Genomic DNA, 20,089 nt, shown 5'->3' on the forward strand with positions numbered 1-20,089 from the left:
CGCTTTAACCGAAGATAAAGTCATCCTGCGTGAAAAGCGCAGCATCGATCGGCTGACCATCAGCAGAGGTAATCCGGATGATGTCATCGCCGACAAAGATCACCGCCCCTGCCGCCCGGGTTTCGATGCGCAGCGATGAAACATGGTAAAGGTTGTCCCAGTCGCTGAGATCGATCTTGTCGACGCCGATTTCGAAATCGCCGATAAAGTCGCTGCGCCCATCCTCCACAAATTCAAATATGTCGGCCCCTGCGCCGCCATACATAACGTCCTTGCCACGTCCGTCGATCAGCCGATCATCGCCATCGCCGCCGTAAAGCGTGTCTTTGTGGCCCATGCCCCAGATGATGTCGTCCCCATCCGTACCAGTCAGGGTGTCGTTGCCACGCCCGCCCCGGATGTCCTGACCGCTGCGCGACAGGTCAATGGTCAGTTCGGTGATGCCATGGTCCGTTTGGCTGCCGACATAGACATGCGCGATATCGCCGATCATCTCGACCGCGATGGATGAGACATTCTGCAGCGCCGTTGGGAAGTCATCGGCAATGGTTGCAAGGTGATGCAACTGCCCACGGTAATCCAGTTCCAGAAGTGTGATCCCGTCATCTGCGCCGCCGACGAATACGAAAGTGCGGCCGTTATGTTCAACCACCTCCATGGCGGTCACACCGCCAAAGCGGGTGTCGCGGGTGTCATAGAACGTGTCGACCAGGTTGAACCTGCCATGGACGGACACGCGCAACACGGAAATGGAATCGGCCATGGAATTTGCCACCAGCAGAAAGCCCCGCGTCTCAATCTGTACCCCGTCCAAAGCGGTGACAGCGGAAATGCCGCCCTGCTGATCGTCGCCGAACACATCTTGGATGCGCAACCGCCCGTCCCAGCGGGTGAAGAACAAAGCCACGCGGTCAACATGCATATTGGCCACCGCCAGATAGTCGGTGTCATGTAGGCGAAAATGGCTCATCGCCGAGACACTATAGAGGCGGTAATCGAACTCTCCATAGTAGCCGCTGAAGTTGCGGATATAGGTGGGTGGCGCGCCTGCGGTCAGTTCAAAAAGCTCCACCCCCCGATCGTCTTGCGAGGCAGTATACATGATCGTTCGGCTGCCGATGGTGGTCACAATGCTGTTCATTCCGCGCGCATAAAGGCCTGTGCCATCGCTCAACGCTCCGCTTAGCGTTGCGGTGCCATCCGACCCTAAATCGTATAGACCAAAGTTATCATCATAGCGTCCCAGTACCAGCAATTGCGGGCCGTTGGGGCCATCAATGAAGGTCAGGTCTGTCGCGACCTGCGTGCCCGAGTTTTGGCTATAAGAGATCGTTGACACCACAACCGGTTCGGTTTCGGCATCGAGGCGGAAAACTGTGACAGCGCTGTCCGCTTCGGAAGCGGCGGCCATATAGCGGACGCCGGCAATCTCAAACAGTTCGACGTCAGATATTCCCTGCAGTTGCAGCGTGTCATCGTCGAACACGGTAAACCCGCTCTCAAACCGATACCCCATAGCACCACCCTTTTTCCCACCGAACAGGTTGGCTCCTGGGTATGAAGATTTGCTTGCAGCCCATGGTAAAAATCCGCTGAATTCGCTTTCCCTCGCCCCTCAAACCGCTAGGTTGCCGACATGAGCGACCTGCGACCGAAATTCTGGGAAACCCTCAGCTTGGGTAAGTTGACCCGCCCTGAATGGGAAGCCTTATGCGACGGCTGCGGCCTGTGCTGCCTGCTGAAGCTTGAGGATGCCGACACGGGCGAGGTCGAATACACCAATGTCGCGTGCAAGTTGCTGGATCGCGAGACCTGCCAATGCAGCAATTACGCGATACGCAAGCAAATTGTGCCCGACTGTATCATGGTTGATGAAGCGGCGTTGGAGCGTATCAGCTACTGGCTGCCTCAGACCTGCGCATATCGCTTGATGGCTGAGGGGCGCTCGCTTTATGACTGGCATTATCTGATTTCAGGCGATCGCGACAGCGTGCATCGGGCCGGGGTTTCGCTTAGCGGACAGATGGTCAGTGAGGTCGGTATTTCCGACGAGGACCTGGAAGATCATATCGTAAGGGGGATCGAGTGATGTGGTTCACATCTGACAATGCCGGACCAGCGCATCCTGCTGTTATGGAGGCTGTCGCGCAGGCCAATGAGGGGTACCAGAACTCTTATGGTGCGGACATCCTGATGGATGAGGTGCGCAGCCGCATCCGTGATATCTTCGAGGCCCCCGAGGCAGCGGTTTACCTGGTGGCCACCGGCACGGCTGCAAATGCCCTGTCGCTTGCCACCATCTGCCCGCCCTGGGCGACGGTCTATTGTCATCGCCAGGCGCATATCGAAGAAGACGAGTGTGCCGCGCCGGAATTTTATACTGGTGGCGCTAAGCTGACCCTTTTGGACGGTCAGGATGCGCGGATCGATCCGGCGGCCCTTGAAGCGGCGCTTCGGTTCACCGCAAGGGCCGGTGTGCATAATGTGCAGAAAGGCGCGCTGTCGATCACACAGGCGACCGAGGCGGGCGCGGTCTATTCGCTGGACCACCTTCGCGCGCTGACCGATCTGGCCAAGGCACACGACCTGCCGGTGCATATGGATGGCGCCCGTTTTGCCAATGCGCTTGTCAGTCTGGGCTGTTCGCCTGCTGATATGACATGGCGCGCGGGCGTGGATGTGCTGTCTTTCGGGGGCACCAAGAACGGGCTGATGGGTGTCGAGGCCGTTGTGTTGTTCGATCCCGCCAAAGCCTGGGAATTTGAGCTGCGCCGAAAGCGTGGTGCACATCTGTTCTCAAAACACCGGTTCTTGTCGGCCCAGATGCAGGCATATCTGACAGATGATCTTTGGCTGAAACTGGCTGGGCATGCCAATTCCATGGCTGCAGACCTGGCGCGCGGGCTGGCGCAGACCGAGGGCGTCACGCTGCAACATCCGGTTGATGCCAACGCGGTTTTTGCTTCCTGGCCCCGCAAAGGTCACCGAAGCGCGCAGGCCGCTGGCGGGCATTACTATTTCTGGCCTTTTGACCAAACGCTGGATGGTCCCGATGACGAGCTGTTAAGTGCGCGTCTGGTGTGCAACTGGTCGACGGTAAAAGATGATATTGATGCGTTTGTGGCAGCGGTGCGTTCTGCCTGAGCATTTCGGCCCGTGCTCACTTGATGTCAGAAAGCTCACCCTCAGCGTCATGGCGGACCCAAACCATCCTGTCCAACAGCCAGAGCTTGGAGAGTATCGCGATCGTTATGCCGGCGATGGTCGCTGTAAGGTTCAGCAGGAACAAACCGACCAGCAATATGACTGCCCCCAGAAACCCGGCTGCCGCTAGCGCACGCACAACCGGACGATGATGGCTCAAGGACGGGTTGGTCTTGTGCTGCTCCAGCCAGATTTTCTCGCCCAGCACGCCTTGAGACATCCAGTTGTCGGTGGATGCCGGTGGTGGAAACAGGCGCGGGTTTATCCAGGTCCAGAACATAATGGCTGCGACGGGCAACATGGCCCACCAGCCGATCCAGACCCGACTCCAAACTGCGATTGCGAACAAGGGCAGAATTGAAAGTCGCGACCAGCCGCTCCACGGGTTTGCATGACGTGCCCAGATTTCGGGCGTCATTCCCATCGCCTTTTCGGCAGTTTTGAACGCGATGTCGTTCGTCATGGGGTCATGATCGGTTTGTCGCCGTCATCCCGCCGCCGCAGTCGAGGTCAGATAGCGATCAAGATAGTCCAACCGGTCCTGTCCCCAGAACACTTCTGTTCCGACAATATAGGTTGGGGAGCCGAAGACGCCGCGTTCCAATGCTTCGTTGGTGTAGCGCTCCAGCGTCTCCACACCCGATAGCATGCCCGAGGTCGCAAGGCTTCGGTCAAACCCGGCGGCCTCCAGACAATCGGCGATCACGTCATCTTGGGCGATATCTTTTTCCTCGGCCCATGTGGTGCGCATGATCCCGTGGCACAAGGCCCCCATATCGCCGCTGCCATCCTTTGCCGCAGCGATGATCGCGGTCGAGGCGGGCACCGGATTGCTGGGCCAATACGCGGGGCTAAGAGTGAATGGCAGTCCGGTCTTATCAGCTATGCGGGTCAGATCCTGCGCGCGATTGGCAATCCGGTTTGGATGCCGTTCCGCCAGCGGGACAAATCCGGTGTGCTTGCCCAGTTCAGCGATGATAAAGGGCTTATAGGCGATCTCTGCCCCATGCCGATCCGCAATCTCTTCCAGCCTTTGTCCCGCCAGATAGGTGAAGGGTGACAAGGGTGTGAAAAAGTAGTCGATGAGTGTCATGCTATCGTCCTCGCAAAAATATCGCTGATGACAAGATGGCGCGCCGGGCGGGCTTTGCAAGCCAGTTTCAGGGTGATAAGCGATGGCCAGCGAAAGGCAGGCCCCATATGTCATCTGTTCAGCCCAAACTGATCTCTGGAAATTCCAACGAAGCTTTGGCCAAGTCCATTGCGCGGCGCATGAGCTTTCATCGTGGAGAGCGCGTTCAATTATGCGATACCCGGGTGGAGCGGTTCAACGACGCCGAGATTTTTGTTGAGGTTTATGACAATGTTCGCAGCGAGGATATGTTCATCATCCAGTCGACCTCGAACCCGGCGAATGACAACCTGATGGAACTGCTGATCATGACCGATGCGCTGCGTCGGTCTTCGGCCAGCCGGATCACCGCCGTGATCCCCTATTTCGGATATGCGCGACAGGACCGCCGAACCAAGGCACGCACCCCGATCAGTGCTAAGCTAGTGGCCAACCTGATCACCCAGGCGGGGATTGAGCGGGTTTTGACCATGGATCTGCATGCGGCCCAGATCCAGGGCTTTTTCGATATTCCGGTCGATAACCTTTATGCCAGCCCGGTCTTTGCACTGGATGCAAAGCACCATTTCAAGAATCTCAAGGACGTAACGGTGGTGTCACCGGATGTCGGCGGTGTTGCTCGTGCGCGCGAAATGGCGGAACGGATCGACGCTGATCTGGCGATCGTTGACAAGCGCCGCGCCGCGCCGGGGGAGGTCGCCTCGATGACGGTGATTGGTGACGTGAAGGACCGCATCTGCGTGATCGTCGATGACCTTGTCGATACGGCAGGCACCTTGTGCAAAGCGGCAGAGCTGCTGAAAGAAAAGGGCGCGCGCGAAGTCCATGCTTATATCACCCATGGCGTGCTGTCCGGACCGGCGGTGGAGCGGGTTTCGAAATCCGTGATGAAGTCGCTGGTGATCACCGACACCATCCAGCCAACCGAGGCAGTCAAGAAGGCCAAGAATATCCGCATCATTCCGATGGCCCCGATCTTTGCCCAGGCAATCCAGAATATCGCCAACGGTACCTCGGTCTCGTCCCTGTTCAACGATGAAACACTGGTGCCTATCTACGAGTCGATCTACCCGGAGGTTTGACGCGACTCTCTTGGGCTAAACGGCTCTATCCTGGTCGATCATCTCGTAACCAAAGCGACTAAAGTCATCGGCGTAATACTCATTACAGAATGCAAGATGTTGCGGGTCCGACATCAGTTCCTCAGCACGCCTGCGTTTCTGATTGCCGCGATCCAAAGCGCGTGGAAGATGCTCCACCTCTATTCCAAAACGCGGTAGAACCGTGCGCACATCCTCTTCATAATTTTCAAACCGGATCAGATGCAGTTGTGTATCAGGGATACCATCGAGAAATTCACACTGCGTTGCCAGACCGAACATTGTTGGATGACCAGGTTTGAAGGAGCGGCAGAAATCATAAAACCCCTGCAGAGAGCGTCCGGGCTTTACCTGACCAAACAGAAAGTTCTGCCCATTGGGGAAGCCGCGATCTGTCGCGAAGAACTCACGAAAAACAGAAAATGACCAAGTATACGGATTTCGAACCACCGCAATAAAGCGCCAATCGTCGTTGTGTTCAAGCAACTCAGCAGGAAAGCCGCTTCTGCTGTTCGAGAACATTGCATGCTGGTCGCCCCTATAGTGCCAAGTTCCCTGAAAGCCCTCACCGGTATATCTAGGGTTTTCTGAGCGGTAGCGTTCAGAGGTATGCGGCGCCAAAAGCTGGGTTAAAGAAGTACCGCCTGTCTTGTATATATGTACGAAAGCGAGCTTTAGCTCAGGCATAATCATCATGGCTTTGTTTCTAGACGCTCCCTTGTCGGCCGTTTGACACAGCCATATTGTTCTTACCTTCCCTACATTCTCGCGAAAAAAACGCAAGCATACAAGCTGCCGTTTCGGTTACATGAATTGCGGCCGATTTGCGACAGAAAAGCGTATTCTGATTCTATACGCTGGCTCTAGCGATCAAATCGCTGATGTCATTTACTCTCTGGGTTGAGGCGGCGACGTTTTCTGCTGGGGCCGCGTCCAGCGTCGCTTGGGCGTCTGCAAGGATTTCGTCCAGCATGTCGCGGGTTACTTCGGAGCGTCGTACCGCCTGTTCCGCAAGGATCGAGGTCGCGTCGCCGGAAATCTCGGCGAACCCGCCGAAAACCAGAAAATCAACTTCCTCGGCCCCTTGGACGCGCAGGATGCCCGGGCGCAGTGTGGTCACCATAGGGGCGTGGTCGCCCATTACGGTAATGTCCCCTTCCATTCCCGGGATCATCACCGAGGTGACGTCCTCTGACAGGAGCTGGCGTTCAGGTGTGACGAGTTCAAGGCGCATATCGGGTTCCTCTTAGCTGGGGCGCGGCGACTGGCCCTGCAACAAGGCAAACTGGTAATCGGGCTGTTCGATGAACTCAAGCCCATACTTTGCGACAAATTCGTCCACAGCCAGTTTGATGTCGATGCGGGGCGTTCTGAAATCCCAGACATAGTCGTCGCCCAGGATCACGCCGGTTGGTTTCATCCGGGGCAGCAAGGCCTCCAGAAGGGTGCGGGTGGTGGTGTAGGATGTCAGGTGGTCAAGATAGGCCCAGTCCAGAGACTGCTCTGGCAGTCCTTTGAGCGCGGCAACTGGATCGTCCTTGTGCAGCGTGATGGCCCGGGATTTGGTGGCGAGCGCATGGGCGGCGGCATAGGTTTCCGCTGTGGTCAGACGGCCCTTGTTGGAGCATTTCGGATCGCCTTTGGGATAGGTCGGCCCGTGGACCATCTCCCAGCCGTCAATCAGATGCAGTTTGCGGGGGCGGGTTCGATCCAGAAGATGCTCGGAAAAATGCGCCCAGAAGACGCCTATTTCAGCGCCGGTGCCGCCCGGGGTTATCCAGCGGTCAAGAATTCCGGCGCGATTCGCGGCATGCGCCGCCTCTGGATGGGCGTCGCGTGGAAAATCCGGGTCGGTTTTGAAGGGGGGTGGGCTGGCGGGGGCGGCTGATATACCGCCCAAAACCGCCTTGATCTTATCGCCGATCGGCATGGGGCCGAGCGGTCTCAGGCGGCCTCTGCCGCCATTTTCTCGGCTTTGGCGATCACTTCGTCGATGCCGCCAACCATGTAAAACGCTGCTTCGGGCAGGTGGTCGTATTCGCCGGCCACAACCGCCTTGAATGAGCTGATCGTGTCTTCCAGCGGCACCTGTACACCGGGCGAGCCGGTGAAGACCTCGGCCACATCGAAGGGCTGGGACAGGAAACGCTGGATTTTCCGGGCACGGGCCACGGTCAGCTTATCCTCTTCGCTCAGCTCGTCCATGCCGAGGATCGCGATGATGTCCTGCAGCGACTTGTAGCGTTGCAGGATACCCTGAACGTCACGCGCCACCTGGTAATGATCATCGCCCACAACCTGCGGATCAAGGATACGGCTGGTGGAATCCAGCGGGTCAACGGCGGGGTAGATGCCAAGCTCGGAAATTGCACGGTTCAGAACCGTGGTCGCGTCCAAGTGAGCAAACGAGGTTGCCGGTGCAGGGTCGGTCAAGTCATCCGCAGGCACGTAGATCGCCTGAACCGAGGTGATGGAGCCCGACTTGGTCGAGGTAATCCGCTCCTGCAGGGTGCCCATATCGGTTGCCAGTGTCGGCTGATAGCCCACAGCGGACGGGATACGGCCCAGAAGCGCCGAAACCTCGGACCCGGCCTGGGTAAAGCGGAAGATGTTGTCGACGAAGAACAGAACGTCGGTCCCGGACTGGTCGCGGAACTGCTCGGCCATGGTCAGACCGGACAGAGCAACACGGGCACGCGCACCCGGAGGCTCGTTCATCTGGCCGTAAACAAGGGCCACTTTCGATTTCGAAAGCTCTTCCTCGTTGATAACGCCCGATTCGATGAATTCGTAGTAAAGGTCGTTCCCTTCACGGGTCCGCTCGCCTACACCTGCGAAGACCGAGTAGCCAGAGTGCACTTTCGCGATGTTGTTGATCAGTTCCTGAATCAGAACGGTCTTGCCAACACCGGCACCGCCGAACAGGCCGATTTTACCACCCTTGGAGTAGGGGGCCAGCAGGTCGATGACCTTGATGCCGGTAACCAGAATTTCGGACTCGGTCGACTGCTCTGCAAATTCCGGGGCCGCTGCGTGGATCGCGCGGTACTCGGTCACTTCAACAGGGCCTTTTTCGTCAACCGGCTCGCCCACGACGTTCATGATGCGGCCGAGTGTGCCGTCACCCACTGGAACCGTGATCGGGCCTGCGGTGTCGGTGACCTCCTGGCCACGCACCAGACCTTCGGTGGAGTCCATCGCGATCGTGCGCACAGTGCTTTCGCCCAGATGCTGCGCGACCTCAAGAATCAGCCGGTTACCGTTATTGTCAGTTTCCAGCGCGTTCAGGATCTCGGGCAGGGCGTCGTCGAACTGAACGTCGACGACCGCGCCGATCACCTGTGTGACTTTTCCTTTAGCGTTTGCCATATTTGTCTCCGTTCGTCAGAGCGCTTCCGCGCCCGAAATGATCTCAATAAGTTCGTTGGTGATCGCGGCCTGGCGCGAGCGGTTGTACTGGATGGTCAGTTTGTCGATCATCTCGCCCGCATTCCGTGTGGCGTTGTCCATGGCCGACATCCGCGCGCCCTGTTCCGAGGCAGCGTTTTCCAGCAGAGCAGTGAACACCTGGGTCGCGATGGAGCGCGGCAACAGGTCGGCAAGGATTTCTTCCTCATCCGGCTCATACTCATAGAAAGGCTGTGCGCCCTTATCCTCAGAGGGGTTGTCCTCAAAGGTGGCAGGGATCAGCTGAACCTCGGTCGGGACCTGGCTGATCACCGATTCGAAGCGGCCGAAATACAGTTTGCAGACGTCGAACTCACCCGCGTTATAGCGGGTCAGCAGATCGCGAGCGACGTCATGCGCGTTTTCATAGCCAACGCGTTTGACCTCGGACAGATCGACGTGATCCACGATATGATCGCCCAGATCACGGCGCAGCTGCTCACGGCCCTTCTTGCCGACCGTCAGAATTTTGACGGTCTTGCCTTCGGACAGCAATTTTTGCGCCTGATAGCGGGCGATTTTCACGATGGCCGAGTTGAAGCCACCGCAAAGACCACGTTCAGAGGTGCAGACAACCAGCAAATAGGTCTGGTCCTGGCCTGTCCCGGTCAGCAGCTTGGGCGCGGTGTTGCTACCCGCGGCGCCCTGGGCAATATTACCCAAAACGCCATTCATACGCTCTGCATAGGGACGGGCGGCCTGCGCAGCTTCCTCGGCGCGGCGCAGTTTTGCCGCGGCGACCATTTGCATCGCTTTGGTGATCTTACGCGTCGACTTGACGGTCTCGATCCGGTTCTTAAGATCCTTGAGGCTCGGCATATGCCTTCACTCCTTAGGCGAATTCGGGACTCAAGCGAAATCCTTGGCGAAATCCTGGATCGCCGACTTGATGGCATCCTCCAGATCACCGGCAACCTTACGGTCGTTATTGGTGATATCGTCCAGCAGATCAGCGTTGTTCGCGTGCAGATGCGTCAGCAGGCCTTTTTCAAACCGGCCAACATCGCCAACAGGAATGTCATCCAGATAGCCGTTGGTCCCGGCATAGATCACGATAACCTGTTCCGCGTTGGTCAGCGGCGAATACTGCGGTTGCTTCAGCAACTCGGTCAGACGGGCACCGCGGGCCAGCAGGCGCTGGGTTGCGGCGTCAAGGTCCGAGCCGAACTGAGCAAAGGCTGCCATCTCGCGATACTGCGCCAGTTCCAGTTTGATCGAACCAGCAACGGATTTCATTGCTTTGGTCTGAGCGGCAGAGCCAACACGGCTGACCGACAGACCTGTGTTCACAGCAGGGCGGATGCCCTGGAAGAACAGTTCGGTTTCCAGGAAGATCTGGCCATCGGTGATCGAGATCACGTTGGTCGGAATATAGGCCGAAACGTCGCCCGCCTGGGTTTCAATGATCGGCAGAGCGGTCAGAGAGCCAGAGCCGTTGTCTTCGTTCAGCTTGGCCGACCGTTCCAGCAGGCGCGAATGCAGGTAGAAAACGTCGCCGGGATAGGCTTCGCGGCCCGGTGGGCGGCGCAGCAGCAGCGACATCTGACGATAGGCAACCGCGTGTTTCGACAGATCGTCATAGATGCAAAGCGCGTGCATGCCATTGTCGCGGAAGAACTCGGCCATCGCGGTGGCGGAGTAGGGGGCCAGATACTGCATCGGTGCAGGCTCTGAGGCGGTTGCGGCCACAACGATGGAGTAGTCCATCGCGCCGGTTTCCTCCAGCTTCTTGACCAGCTGCGCAACGGTAGAGCGCTTCTGGCCGACCGCGACGTAAACGCAGTAGAGTTTCTTGCCTTCGTCATCGGTGGCGTTCACCGATTTCTGGTTTAGAACCGCATCCAGTGCGACAGCAGACTTACCGGTCTGACGGTCACCAATGATCAGCTCGCGCTGGCCACGGCCGATTGGGATCAGGGCGTCGATCGCTTTCAGGCCTGTCGACATCGGCTCATGCACCGATTTACGTGGGATAATGCCCGGCGCCTTTACGTCTGCAACGCTGCGCTTGGTCGCCTCAATTGGGCCTTTGCCGTCAATCGGATTGCCAAGGCCATCAACAACGCGGCCCAGCAGGCCTTTGCCAACCGGCACGTCCACGATGGAGTTGGTACGCTTGACAACATCGCCTTCTTTGATGTCCCGGTCAGAGCCGAAGATCACGACACCGACATTGTCGATCTCGAGGTTCAGGGCCATGCCCCGAATCCCGCCAGGGAATTCGACCATCTCGCCGGCCTGCACGTTATCAAGACCGTGGACACGGGCGATGCCGTCACCGACAGACAATACGCGACCCACTTCTGCAACCTCGGCCTCCTGGCCGAAATTCTTGATCTGGTCCTTCAGGATCGCGGAGATTTCCGCAGCTTGGATCGCCATCTTATCCGACCTCTTTCATGACATTCTGCAGTTTGTTGAGTTTTGCGCGGATCGAATTGTCGATCATGCGCGAACCGACTTTGACCACGAGACCGCCGATCAGGCTTTTGTCTACGGTGGTTTCGATATTCACGTCTTTGCCAACCGCTTTCTTCAGCGCGGCGGCAAGTTCTTTTGACTGGGCCGCAGTCAGCGGCTTGGCGACAGACACTTCGGCGGTAACTTCGCCCTTGTCTTCAGCAATCAGCGCTTTGATCGATGCCAGCATCGCAGGCAGAGCGAACAGGCGACGCTTGGTTGCCATCAGGCGCAGGGTGTTGGTGGTCAGCTCGCTCAGCTTCATCGCTTTGGCGACGGCGGTGATTGCATCACCCTGCTGGTCGCGGCTGTAAACCGGAGAGGTGATCATAGACGACAGATCGCTGCTGTCGTCCAGCGCAGCGCTCAGCGCTGTTGCATCGCTCTCCAGGTCGTCAAGTTTATTGGCGTCTTTCGCCAGTTCAAACAAAGCGGTCGCGTACCGCCCTGAGATGCCAGAAGTCAGTGAAGCGGTTTCAGACACGTACACCCCGTCGATGGCTGATCAGCAGCCCCTTGGCAGGGCCACGATATTGGGAAGGGGCCGCATTGGGCGACCCCGTTAAATCGGCGCGGTGATAACAGAGCCTATCGGGTGTGGCAAGTGTCACGACATGACTAAGAAACCCAAAAATGGGTCAAGGAAACAAGCCTGTCTGGCCCAGAGCCCTTAACCTGCGACGCTTTGTGCCGTCCCTTAGTTCCGGGCTTTTTCTGCCAAAGCGGTGCGACGTGGCGAATCCATGCGCGGTGCGGCCTCTGCTGCCGGTTTTGGTCCGGCCAGACCTTCAAGCACCTCAAGCGTGCCTTTCACGCTGACGGCAGAGCCGGATTTCGGCTTTATATAGACCTGTTTGCTGGCCTCCACGATCACTACACCGGCCATCATCTGTATCTCGAACCGCTGCCCCAACCCTTCCCAAAGCGGTGCAGTGCGCAGCCAGAATCGCCGCTCGCTGGGCGGGGTGTAAAGTGCTGCGGCATGGCGTTCGGGCAAAAAGCGGTGCCTGCGCAACAAGGCCTCAAGCTGGCCAAAGCTGTAGGGACGGGCGTGGCCAAAGGGGGTAACCTCGCGCCGCGCCCACAATCCGGCACGGCTAGCGGCAACGAACAGGGCTTTGCCACCCGGTGTCAACGTACGGTAAACCTCGTCCAGCAGGGCGTCGGGGCGGCCGCATGTGTCCAGACCGTGAACCACAAGGATACGGTCGATACTGCCAGCGGCCAGCGGCCAATCGGTTTCCTCGACCAGCACGGACCGGTTGGCATCGCCTGCAGGCCAGGGCATTACGCCCTGCTGGCCCGGCATCAGGCAGATTACACTGCGGGCATCGTTCAAAAACGGGCGCATGAACGGCGCGCCGAACCCGTAAGAGGCAATATTGAGACCATGCGTATCGGGCCAAAGCGAGCGCAGTTTGTGCTGCAGAACACGCTTGGCCCCCCGGCCCAGTTTGGTCCGGTAATAAAATGCTCTAAGATCAACAACGTCCTGATGCATTCAACACCGACCGGAGATTCCCATGACACTTGAAATAGTAGTCGTGCCTTGCCTGACAGACAACTACGCCTATCTGATCCGCGATTCCGTCGGCCCGAATGTCGCGGTGGTCGATGTGCCGGACGCCCACGCTGTGACGGCGGCATTGGACGCCCGGGGGTGGGTCTTGGATACGATTCTGATCACCCATCACCATGATGACCACATTATGGGCGTGCCCGCGCTGGCCGAGGCGACCGGGGCCAAGGTGTACGGCGCGCAGGCGGATGCAGCAAGGCTCCCGGCACTGGATGTTGAGTTGGATGACGGGGCGACTTTCAGCTTTGGCAGCCACCCGGTGGAGGTCATGGACGCCTCGGGCCACACTGTCGGGCATATCGCCTATCACTTTCCTCAGGCCAAAGCTGTGTTTACCGGTGACAGCCTTATGGCCCTGGGGTGTGGCCGGTTGTTTGAAGGCACTGCGACGATGATGTGGGACAGCCTGTCGAAACTGGTGGTCTTGCCAGGGGAAACGATGATCTATTCCGGCCATGAATATACGCAGTCAAATGCCCGGTTCGCCCTGTCGATTGACCCGGCCAACCCGGAGTTGGCGGAGCGCGCCCGGCGCATTGACGTATTACGGGCTGCAAACCAGCCCACAATCCCGGCGACCTTGGCCGAAGAACTTGCGACAAACCCGTTCCTGCGGGCCGCCGATCCGGGCCTGCGCGCGACATTGGGTCTGGAGGGGGCGACGGATGCGGATGTCTTTGCCGAGATCCGGCGCAGAAAAGATGCGTTCTGACATCTTGCCCTTGCCGCCGGGGCGCAGTGACCCTATCTGCTGAAACAGGGCCGCGTGACTTTGCTGCGGCATGTTCGAGCATTCCCGCCAGATTTGTTATCGGCCCTGGGCGATTTCCCTTGATCGAAAGGGAATAAACCCGAAATTATGAAATTGGGACCCATATTGGTGTTCCTGCGCCGCCGGCGCGGCGCGTTCTGAGCTGAGGATTGCCGCGATGCCTTCTTTTTCGAGTTCCCTTGAAACCGCCATTCATCAGGCTTTGGCTTTGGCGAATGAACGGCGTCACGAGCTGGCAACGCTGGAACATCTGCTTTTGGCGCTGATCGACGAACCGGACGCCGCCAGGGTGATGAATGCCTGTTCGGTCAATTTGGGCGATCTGCGCCAATCGCTGGTCAAGTTCCTGGATGAGGAACTGGAAAGCTTGGTGTCTGAAATCGACGGGTCGGAGGCTGCGCCGACAACCGGATTTCAGCGTGTGATTCAGCGCGCGGCCATCCATGTACAAAGCTCTGGCCGCACCGAAGTGACCGGGGCGAATGTGCTGGTGGCAATCTTTGCCGAACGCGAAAGTCATGCGGCCTATTTCCTGCAGGAACAGGAAATGACCCGCTATGATGCGGTGAACTATATCTCGCATGGTGTGGCCAAGGACCCAACCTATGGAGAGGCGCGCCCGGTGCGCGGCGCGGATGACGTTCACGAGGCGACCGAAGCCCCAGACACCAAAGAGGCTGAGGAAACCGCGCTGCAGAAGTATTGCGTCGACCTGAATGCGAAATCCCGCGACGGCGAAGTTGATCCGCTGATCGGCCGCGCGCATGAGGTGGAGCGCTGCATTCAGGTGCTGTGCCGCCGTCGCAAGAACAATCCGATTCTTGTTGGCGATCCCGGTGTCGGCAAAACCGCAATTGCCGAAGGCCTGGCCCATAAGATTGTCGAGGGAGAAACCCCGGCCGTCCTGTCCGAAACCACGATCTATTCGCTGGATATGGGCGCTTTGCTGGCCGGAACCCGCTATCGCGGCGATTTTGAGGAACGGCTTAAAGCGGTGATGACCGAACTGGAAGAGCATCCCGACGCGGTCTTGTTCATTGACGAGATTCACACCGTGATCGGGGCAGGGGCCACCAGCGGCGGGGCGATGGATGCCTCCAACCTGCTGAAGCCTGCGCTGCAAAGCGGCAAGATGCGCTGCATGGGCTCGACCACATATAAGGAATATCGCCAGCATTTCGAAAAGGACCGTGCGCTAAGCCGCCGTTTCCAGAAGATTGATGTCAACGAACCCTCGGTCGAGGATGCCATCAAGATCCTGCGTGGCCTGAAGCCCTATTTCGAAGAGCATCACGATATTCGCTACACCAACGATGCCATCCGCACCGCCGTCGATCTGTCAGCGCGCTACATCCACGATCGCAAGCTGCCCGACAAAGCCATCGACGTGATTGACGAGGCAGGGGCGGCGCAACACCTGCTGTCCGAATCCAAACGTCGCAAGACGATCGGTGCTAAGGATATCGAGGCGGTCATTGCCAAGATTGCCCGAATCCCGGCCAAGAATGTGAACAAGGATGACGCCGCGCTGCTGAAAGACCTTGAGGCGAACCTCAAACGGGTGGTCTTTGGGCAGGATCAGGCGATTGATGCGCTGTCTTCGGCCATCAAACTGGCCCGGGCCGGTCTGCGCGAACCTGAAAAGCCGATTGGCAACTACCTGTTCGCCGGGCCAACCGGTGTCGGCAAGACCGAGGTTGCCAAGCAACTCGCCGATGTCATGGGGATCGAGTTCAAGCGCTTCGATATGTCCGAATACATGGAAAAACACTCCATCAGCCGTCTGATTGGGGCGCCTCCGGGCTATGTCGGGTTTGATCAGGGCGGGCTTTTGACCGATACGGTCGATCAGAACCCGCATTGCGTGTTGCTGCTGGATGAGATCGAAAAGGCGCATCCGGATGTCTTCAACATCCTGTTGCAGGTCATGGATCACGGCAAACTGACCGACCATAACGGCCGGACCACCGATTTCCGCAATGTGATCCTGATCATGACCTCAAACGCAGGTGCCGCAGAACTGGAAAAGAACGCCATCGGCTTTGGCCGCACCACGCGCGAGGGCGAGGATATGGCCGCCATCGAACGCATGTTCACCCCGGAATTCCGCAATCGTTTGGATGCTGTCGTCAGCTTCGGCGCGCTGCCGAAAGAGGTGATCCTGCAGGTCGTCGACAAGTTCATCATGCAACTGGAATCGCAGCTGATGGACCGCGATGTCAGCATCGAACTGACCCGCCCGGCCGCAGAATGGATCGCCGACAAAGGCTACGATTCGCGCATGGGCGCCCGGCCATTGGCCCGCGTCATTCAGGAGCACATCAAAAAGCCGCTGGCCGAAGAACTGTTGTTCGGGCGTCTGTCCAAAGGTGGCCTGGTCAAGGTCGCCGTCAAAGATGGCGAACTGGACCTGCAGATTGAGGAACCCGGCGCCCCGCGCCTGACCTCCAAACGCCCGCCCTTGCTGACGGCAGACTGAGTAGACCGGGTTTTCGGAGCCTTCCAGATCGCATCCGCATCGTCGCTGAAACGGAATAACAGGTCTGAACAAGCAATCCGTTTGACACGGTGCCCGCCGTCAGCATTAACGGATGCTATGGCTGTGATCCTTCATCTGAACGGGTTCCCCGGGATCGGAAAACTGACCATCGCGCGCGCATTGGCAGAGAAGATCAATGCGCGCGTTATTGATCATCACACGCTGCTTAATCCGGTAAGTGTTGTTTATGACCGCTCGGCCTCCGAACGAAGGGAACTCCGCGCTGATATAAGAGCGCTGGTCTTTGGCCATCTCAAGGCTCTTTCGGCAGACATAAATCTGATTTTACAGATGCTCTGTCAGATGGCGCGGAAGACCGGGCATTGTTTGACGAGGTGGCCGCCCTTGCGAGGCAGCGGGGTGACAGCTACCGCGCTTTTGTTCTGACCATCTCGTACAAGGAAAACGAGCTTCGGCTTACCAGCGCGGGCCGCTCTGAGTTGCATAAACTGACAGACCCGGACATCCTGCGCGACCTCAGAAGACGCTACAGGCTTTATAAACCTGCTGGCGCTCAACACATCGACGTGACGGGATTGGCCGCTGTTGACGCCGCAGATCGCATTCTTGCGGCTGTTCCCACCGAAGAACGTGCACCCCGATCACACAGGGTTGCGCCCTGTCGAAAGCGGCACCTACCCGATTGCCCTGATATCTTCTGAACTTTCTTGCCTGACGGATACGGCTCCCTTAGCCTCAGGTCCAAGCGAGGTGGCCTGCCTCAAGACTGCCGCTCCTTTTAAAGCGTTTCGAGTTTACCTTGAGACATCACATAAAATCGAAACGCGTACACCATATAGGCTTATCACTGCGTTTCGGGATAATCCTTTGTCTCAGGTTTATCCCGAAACGCTTTAAGGAACGGTTGCGCCGGGGATTCCCCGGTGCATGGACTTGAGCTTGGCATACACCGCACAACCTTCCGTGGGCTACACCCACGACGGGTTGTGCAAGACAGCGTTTGGTTGGGGCAGGGCACTTCGCGCCGGATCGGAGGGGACATGCGGCGCAAGGATCTCGCCCGCAATATTGCCGAAGGCTTGGCGGGCTGCGATTGGGACGAGGTTGTGATCAAAGCCGCCCTGACCCGCCGCCTGCCACAGGGCAGCAAGAGCATCTGGCGGATCGCCCAGGTGCTTGCTGCGCGCTATGATCGCGCCTATCCGCCTTCGGTCCCTGAAATCACCGCCATGCTGTGCGATATACCCGCGCTGGACACATTGCACCGCCGATGCCGCGAAACCGGCATCTGGCCGGACCCTGTCCTGATCCAGCCGCATATGCGTCCGCTGCCAGCGTTTGCGGACCTGCCCTTGCCGCAACTTCCAACACCGCGCGACCTTGCCGACTGGCTGCTGCTGGAGGATCAGCAACTGGCGCGCTTTGCCGATCCGCTGGGTTGCAGAATGCGGATGAGGAAACTGCGCCGAACCACTATTTCTGGCATGTCATCCCAAAACGGCAGGGCGTGCGCCTGATCGAGGCGCCAAAGCAGGCGCTGAAACGGATCCAGCGGCGCATTCTGGACGGCATCCTGCGCCATGTGCCTGTGCACGATATCGCCTTTGGGTTTGTCCCGGGGCGCAACTGTATCGACGCAGCGCAGCGCCATTGCGGCGAAGCCCTGGTGATCAGCTTTGACTTGAAGGATTTCTTTCCCTCCATCGCCGCACCGCGGATCACGGCGCTGTTTCGCGGCCTTGGCTATCCTGCGCCGGTGGCTGATCTGCTGACTGCCCTGTGCACGCTGCACACACCCGCGCGGGTCCGCCGACGGCTGCCGCCCGAACACCGTCGGCTATATGCAGCGCGCCACTTGCCGCAGGGCGCGCCAACCTCACCGACACTGGCTAATCTTTGCGCCTTTCGACTGGACTGCAGGCTGGCCGGGCTGGCGCGGCGGCTGGATGCGAATATCTCGCGCTATGCAGATGACATTACCTTTTCGGGCGATGCGACCATCCGGCTGGCCGTTCTTGGCGCAGTGCCCGAGATATTGGCCGAAGAGGGGTTTGTGCTGAACCCGGCCAAGACGCGGGTGCAGGCGCAGGGGCAACGCCAGATGGTGACGGGGCTTGTGGTCAATACCCATGTGAACACGCCGCGCCGCGAATACGATCAACTGAAAGCCATCCTGCACCACTGCGCCCGCCCCGAAGACACCCGCCTGTCCGACCCGGCGTTCCGAGAGCACATCGAGGGGCGCATCGGTTGGGTGGCGCAGGTCAATCCAGCAAGGGCAGAAAGATTGCGGGAACGGTTTACATCCGCGATGCAAGCCAGCGGCGAAGCCGCCTGAGCAGCTGTGCGCTATCCATTCCCGGCCAAGGCGACCACCTATCAAATGGTTAAGGCAGAAGCTCCGAACAAGCGTCGCACCAAACGCAGGACGCTTAGCGCTCGGTAAACTTCAGCTCGATCCGACGATTGCGGGCGCGGGCTTCGACATTGTTTGTGGGGTCGACGGGCTGGAATTCGCCAAAGCCGTTGGCGGCGAGGCGTTTGGGGTCGATGTCCTGGGTCTCGATCAGGTATTTCACGACAGACAGGGCGCGGGCCTGCGACAGCTCCCAGTTATCGGCATAGCGGCCGCCAAACAGGGGGATGTTGTCGGTATGTCCATCGACGCGCAGGATCCAGTCGATCTCGGCCGGAATTTCGGCGCGGATTTCGCGGATGACCGCGGCGACCTGCGCGATCTGTTGTCTGCCTTGCTCGCCCAGTGTGGCGGAGCCTGCATCGAAAAGAACCTCGGACGAAAACACGAAACGGTCGCCAACGACCTGAACGCCTTCGCGATCCCCGAGGATTTCGCGGACCCTGCCGAAGAATTCCGAGCGATAGTTGGCAAGGTCTTTCGCCTCTTCCCCCAGCCGCTTGCGCTCGGCCTCCTCCAGTTCGGCACGGCGACGCTGCTCCTGTGCGACCTGTGCCAAAGCGGTGTTCAGGTTCTGACCCAGCGCGTCCAGCTGGACCTGCGCCGCCTCGTCGCGCGCCTCGGCCTCATCCAGCAATTGCTGGAGGCTGCGCAACTGTCGGTTCAGTTGCGTGGTCTGCTGGTTCAGCAACGTGACCTGTTTCTGGCTTTCGGACGCTAGGTCCCGCTCTTTCGACAGTTCCTCGCGGGCTTTGGCCAAAAGTGCCGCCCGACGCTGGGCTTCGGTCAGATCGGCCGCCTGATCTTCAGACAGGGCCGCCAGTTGATCCCGGGCGGCCTCAGCCGCGGCCAGAAGGGACAGCGTCTCCTCAGCTTTCCGACGCTCGGCTTCCAGGGAAAGGGTCATGGCGGTCAATTCGGCATCCGCATTCTCCAGCCGCTCACGCAGCAGGCGGGCGGCTTCGGCGTCGGCCAGACGCTGGGCTTCGGCTTCGTCCAAAGCCCCCTGTGCATCGGAAAGCGTGTCAGCCGTTGTCGCGGCCTCGGCGCGCAATTCTGCCAGCAATGCCTCCATCGCCTCGCGCTGTGCTGCGGCAAGGCGTGCGGCGGCATCCTTGGTGTCGATCTCGGTGCTTAGGGATGCGACCTGCGCTTCAAAGTCAGCGATTTTGCTGGATTGCTCTTCAACCTGATCTTCGGCGGCGGCCAGTTGCGCATTCAACTGACCCAGTCCGGTTTCAAGAATATCCGTGCGTTGCTGTTCCAGCCCCAGCGCATCGGCTAGTTCCGCGACCTGTTCCCCCAGATTGTCCAGTTCGGTTTCTTTGGCCACGATAGTATCGCGCAGCACGAACTGAATGATCATGAAGATCGAAAGGACGAACATCAGGATCAGCAAAAGGGCGGTCATGGCATCGACAAAGCCGGGCCAGATATTGGCCTCCTGTCGCCGGGATTTGCGCAGGGCTGCCATTGCGC

20 protein-coding genes are annotated in these 20,089 nt (G+C 58.7%); 7 read left to right on the top strand and 13 right to left on the bottom strand.

Going from position 1 to position 20,089, the window contains the following annotated elements; translation table 11 throughout:
- Positions 1-4 precede the first annotated feature (4 nt).
- Positions 5-1,516: a calcium-binding protein gene (locus tag ACW9UQ_RS02310; protein WP_458929378.1), complete on the bottom strand. Its 1,512-nt coding sequence runs from the start codon at positions 1,514-1,516 to the stop codon at positions 5-7.
- A gap of 120 nt (positions 1,517-1,636) precedes the next feature.
- Between ACW9UQ_RS02310 and ACW9UQ_RS02315 the strand changes: the two genes are divergently transcribed.
- Both ACW9UQ_RS02315 and ACW9UQ_RS02320 read left to right on the top strand, forming a co-directional pair.
- The gene (locus tag ACW9UQ_RS02315) at positions 1,637-2,089 is read left to right on the top strand and encodes a YcgN family cysteine cluster protein (protein WP_458929379.1); all 453 of its coding nucleotides are present in this window, start codon (positions 1,637-1,639) and stop codon (positions 2,087-2,089) included.
- Positions 2,089-3,144, top strand: coding sequence for a threonine aldolase family protein (locus ACW9UQ_RS02320; RefSeq protein ID WP_458929380.1), 1,056 nt, complete (start codon positions 2,089-2,091; stop codon positions 3,142-3,144). The genes ACW9UQ_RS02315 and ACW9UQ_RS02320 overlap by 1 nt, the downstream gene beginning before the upstream one ends.
- Before the next feature lie 16 nt (positions 3,145-3,160).
- On the opposite strand, the gene ACW9UQ_RS02325 is transcribed toward ACW9UQ_RS02320, so the two are convergent.
- Together ACW9UQ_RS02325 and ACW9UQ_RS02330 are read right to left on the bottom strand one after the other, a co-directional pair.
- On the bottom strand, positions 3,161-3,667 hold the full coding sequence (locus tag ACW9UQ_RS02325; protein ID WP_458929381.1) for a DUF6653 family protein: 507 nt from the start codon (positions 3,665-3,667) through the stop codon (positions 3,161-3,163).
- 24 nt (positions 3,668-3,691) lie between these two features.
- A complete protein-coding gene (locus ACW9UQ_RS02330) occupies positions 3,692-4,297 on the bottom strand; it encodes a DsbA family protein (RefSeq protein WP_458929382.1) in 606 nt (201 codons plus the stop codon).
- 107 nt (positions 4,298-4,404) lie between these two features.
- Between ACW9UQ_RS02330 and ACW9UQ_RS02335 the strand changes: the two genes are divergently transcribed.
- Positions 4,405-5,418, top strand: a complete 1,014-nt coding sequence (locus ACW9UQ_RS02335) for a ribose-phosphate pyrophosphokinase (protein ID WP_458929383.1) — start codon at positions 4,405-4,407, stop codon at positions 5,416-5,418.
- A 15-nt stretch (positions 5,419-5,433) separates the two neighbouring features.
- On the opposite strand, the gene ACW9UQ_RS02340 is transcribed toward ACW9UQ_RS02335, so the two are convergent.
- The 8 genes from ACW9UQ_RS02340 to ACW9UQ_RS02375 form a co-directional block, all read right to left on the bottom strand.
- The gene (locus ACW9UQ_RS02340) at positions 5,434-6,132 is read right to left on the bottom strand and encodes a hypothetical protein (protein ID WP_458929384.1); all 699 of its coding nucleotides are present in this window, start codon (positions 6,130-6,132) and stop codon (positions 5,434-5,436) included.
- 154 nt (positions 6,133-6,286) lie between these two features.
- Positions 6,287-6,670, bottom strand: coding sequence for an ATP synthase F1 subunit epsilon (gene atpC, locus ACW9UQ_RS02345; RefSeq protein ID WP_458929385.1), 384 nt, complete (start codon positions 6,668-6,670; stop codon positions 6,287-6,289).
- A 12-nt stretch (positions 6,671-6,682) separates the two neighbouring features.
- Positions 6,683-7,366, bottom strand: coding sequence for a class I SAM-dependent methyltransferase (locus ACW9UQ_RS02350; RefSeq protein ID WP_458929386.1), 684 nt, complete (start codon positions 7,364-7,366; stop codon positions 6,683-6,685).
- Positions 7,367-7,380: 14 nt separating this feature from the next.
- Positions 7,381-8,805, bottom strand: a complete 1,425-nt coding sequence (gene atpD, locus ACW9UQ_RS02355; protein ID WP_458929387.1) for a F0F1 ATP synthase subunit beta — start codon at positions 8,803-8,805, stop codon at positions 7,381-7,383.
- A gap of 15 nt (positions 8,806-8,820) precedes the next feature.
- A complete protein-coding gene (locus ACW9UQ_RS02360) occupies positions 8,821-9,702 on the bottom strand; it encodes a F0F1 ATP synthase subunit gamma (RefSeq protein WP_458929388.1) in 882 nt (293 codons plus the stop codon).
- A 30-nt stretch (positions 9,703-9,732) separates the two neighbouring features.
- Positions 9,733-11,265 (bottom strand): F0F1 ATP synthase subunit alpha, encoded by a 1,533-nt coding sequence (atpA, locus tag ACW9UQ_RS02365; RefSeq protein WP_458929389.1) that lies wholly within the window; start codon positions 11,263-11,265, stop codon positions 9,733-9,735.
- Between the two features lies 1 nt (position 11,266).
- Positions 11,267-11,827, bottom strand: a complete 561-nt coding sequence (locus ACW9UQ_RS02370; protein ID WP_458929390.1) for a F0F1 ATP synthase subunit delta — start codon at positions 11,825-11,827, stop codon at positions 11,267-11,269.
- Between the two features lie 213 nt (positions 11,828-12,040).
- Positions 12,041-12,844: a class I SAM-dependent methyltransferase gene (locus ACW9UQ_RS02375; protein ID WP_458929391.1), complete on the bottom strand. Its 804-nt coding sequence runs from the start codon at positions 12,842-12,844 to the stop codon at positions 12,041-12,043.
- Positions 12,845-12,866: 22 nt separating this feature from the next.
- Between ACW9UQ_RS02375 and gloB the strand changes: the two genes are divergently transcribed.
- Positions 12,867-13,634, top strand: coding sequence for a hydroxyacylglutathione hydrolase (gene gloB / locus ACW9UQ_RS02380; protein ID WP_458929392.1), 768 nt, complete (start codon positions 12,867-12,869; stop codon positions 13,632-13,634).
- A gap of 217 nt (positions 13,635-13,851) precedes the next feature.
- Positions 13,852-16,173 (top strand): ATP-dependent Clp protease ATP-binding subunit ClpA, encoded by a 2,322-nt coding sequence (clpA, locus tag ACW9UQ_RS02385; RefSeq protein WP_458929393.1) that lies wholly within the window; start codon positions 13,852-13,854, stop codon positions 16,171-16,173.
- Between the two features lie 105 nt (positions 16,174-16,278).
- On the opposite strand, the gene ACW9UQ_RS02390 is transcribed toward clpA, so the two are convergent.
- Entirely contained in the window at positions 16,279-16,485 is a 207-nt protein-coding gene (locus ACW9UQ_RS02390) for a hypothetical protein (protein WP_458929394.1), read from the bottom strand.
- A gap of 749 nt (positions 16,486-17,234) precedes the next feature.
- Between ACW9UQ_RS02390 and ACW9UQ_RS02395 the strand changes: the two genes are divergently transcribed.
- Positions 17,235-17,711 (top strand): hypothetical protein, encoded by a 477-nt coding sequence (locus ACW9UQ_RS02395; protein ID WP_458929395.1) that lies wholly within the window; start codon positions 17,235-17,237, stop codon positions 17,709-17,711.
- Entirely contained in the window at positions 17,702-18,532 is an 831-nt protein-coding gene (locus tag ACW9UQ_RS02400) for a reverse transcriptase family protein (protein WP_458929396.1), read from the top strand. The genes ACW9UQ_RS02395 and ACW9UQ_RS02400 overlap by 10 nt, the downstream gene beginning before the upstream one ends.
- Positions 18,533-18,626: 94 nt before the next feature.
- Here ACW9UQ_RS02400 and ACW9UQ_RS02405 read toward each other — a convergent pair whose 3' ends face one another.
- Positions 18,627-20,084 (bottom strand): peptidoglycan -binding protein, encoded by a 1,458-nt coding sequence (locus ACW9UQ_RS02405; RefSeq protein ID WP_458929397.1) that lies wholly within the window; start codon positions 20,082-20,084, stop codon positions 18,627-18,629.
- Between the last annotated feature and the right edge of the window lie 5 nt (positions 20,085-20,089).

Source organism: Halovulum sp. GXIMD14793 (assembly GCF_054457435.1).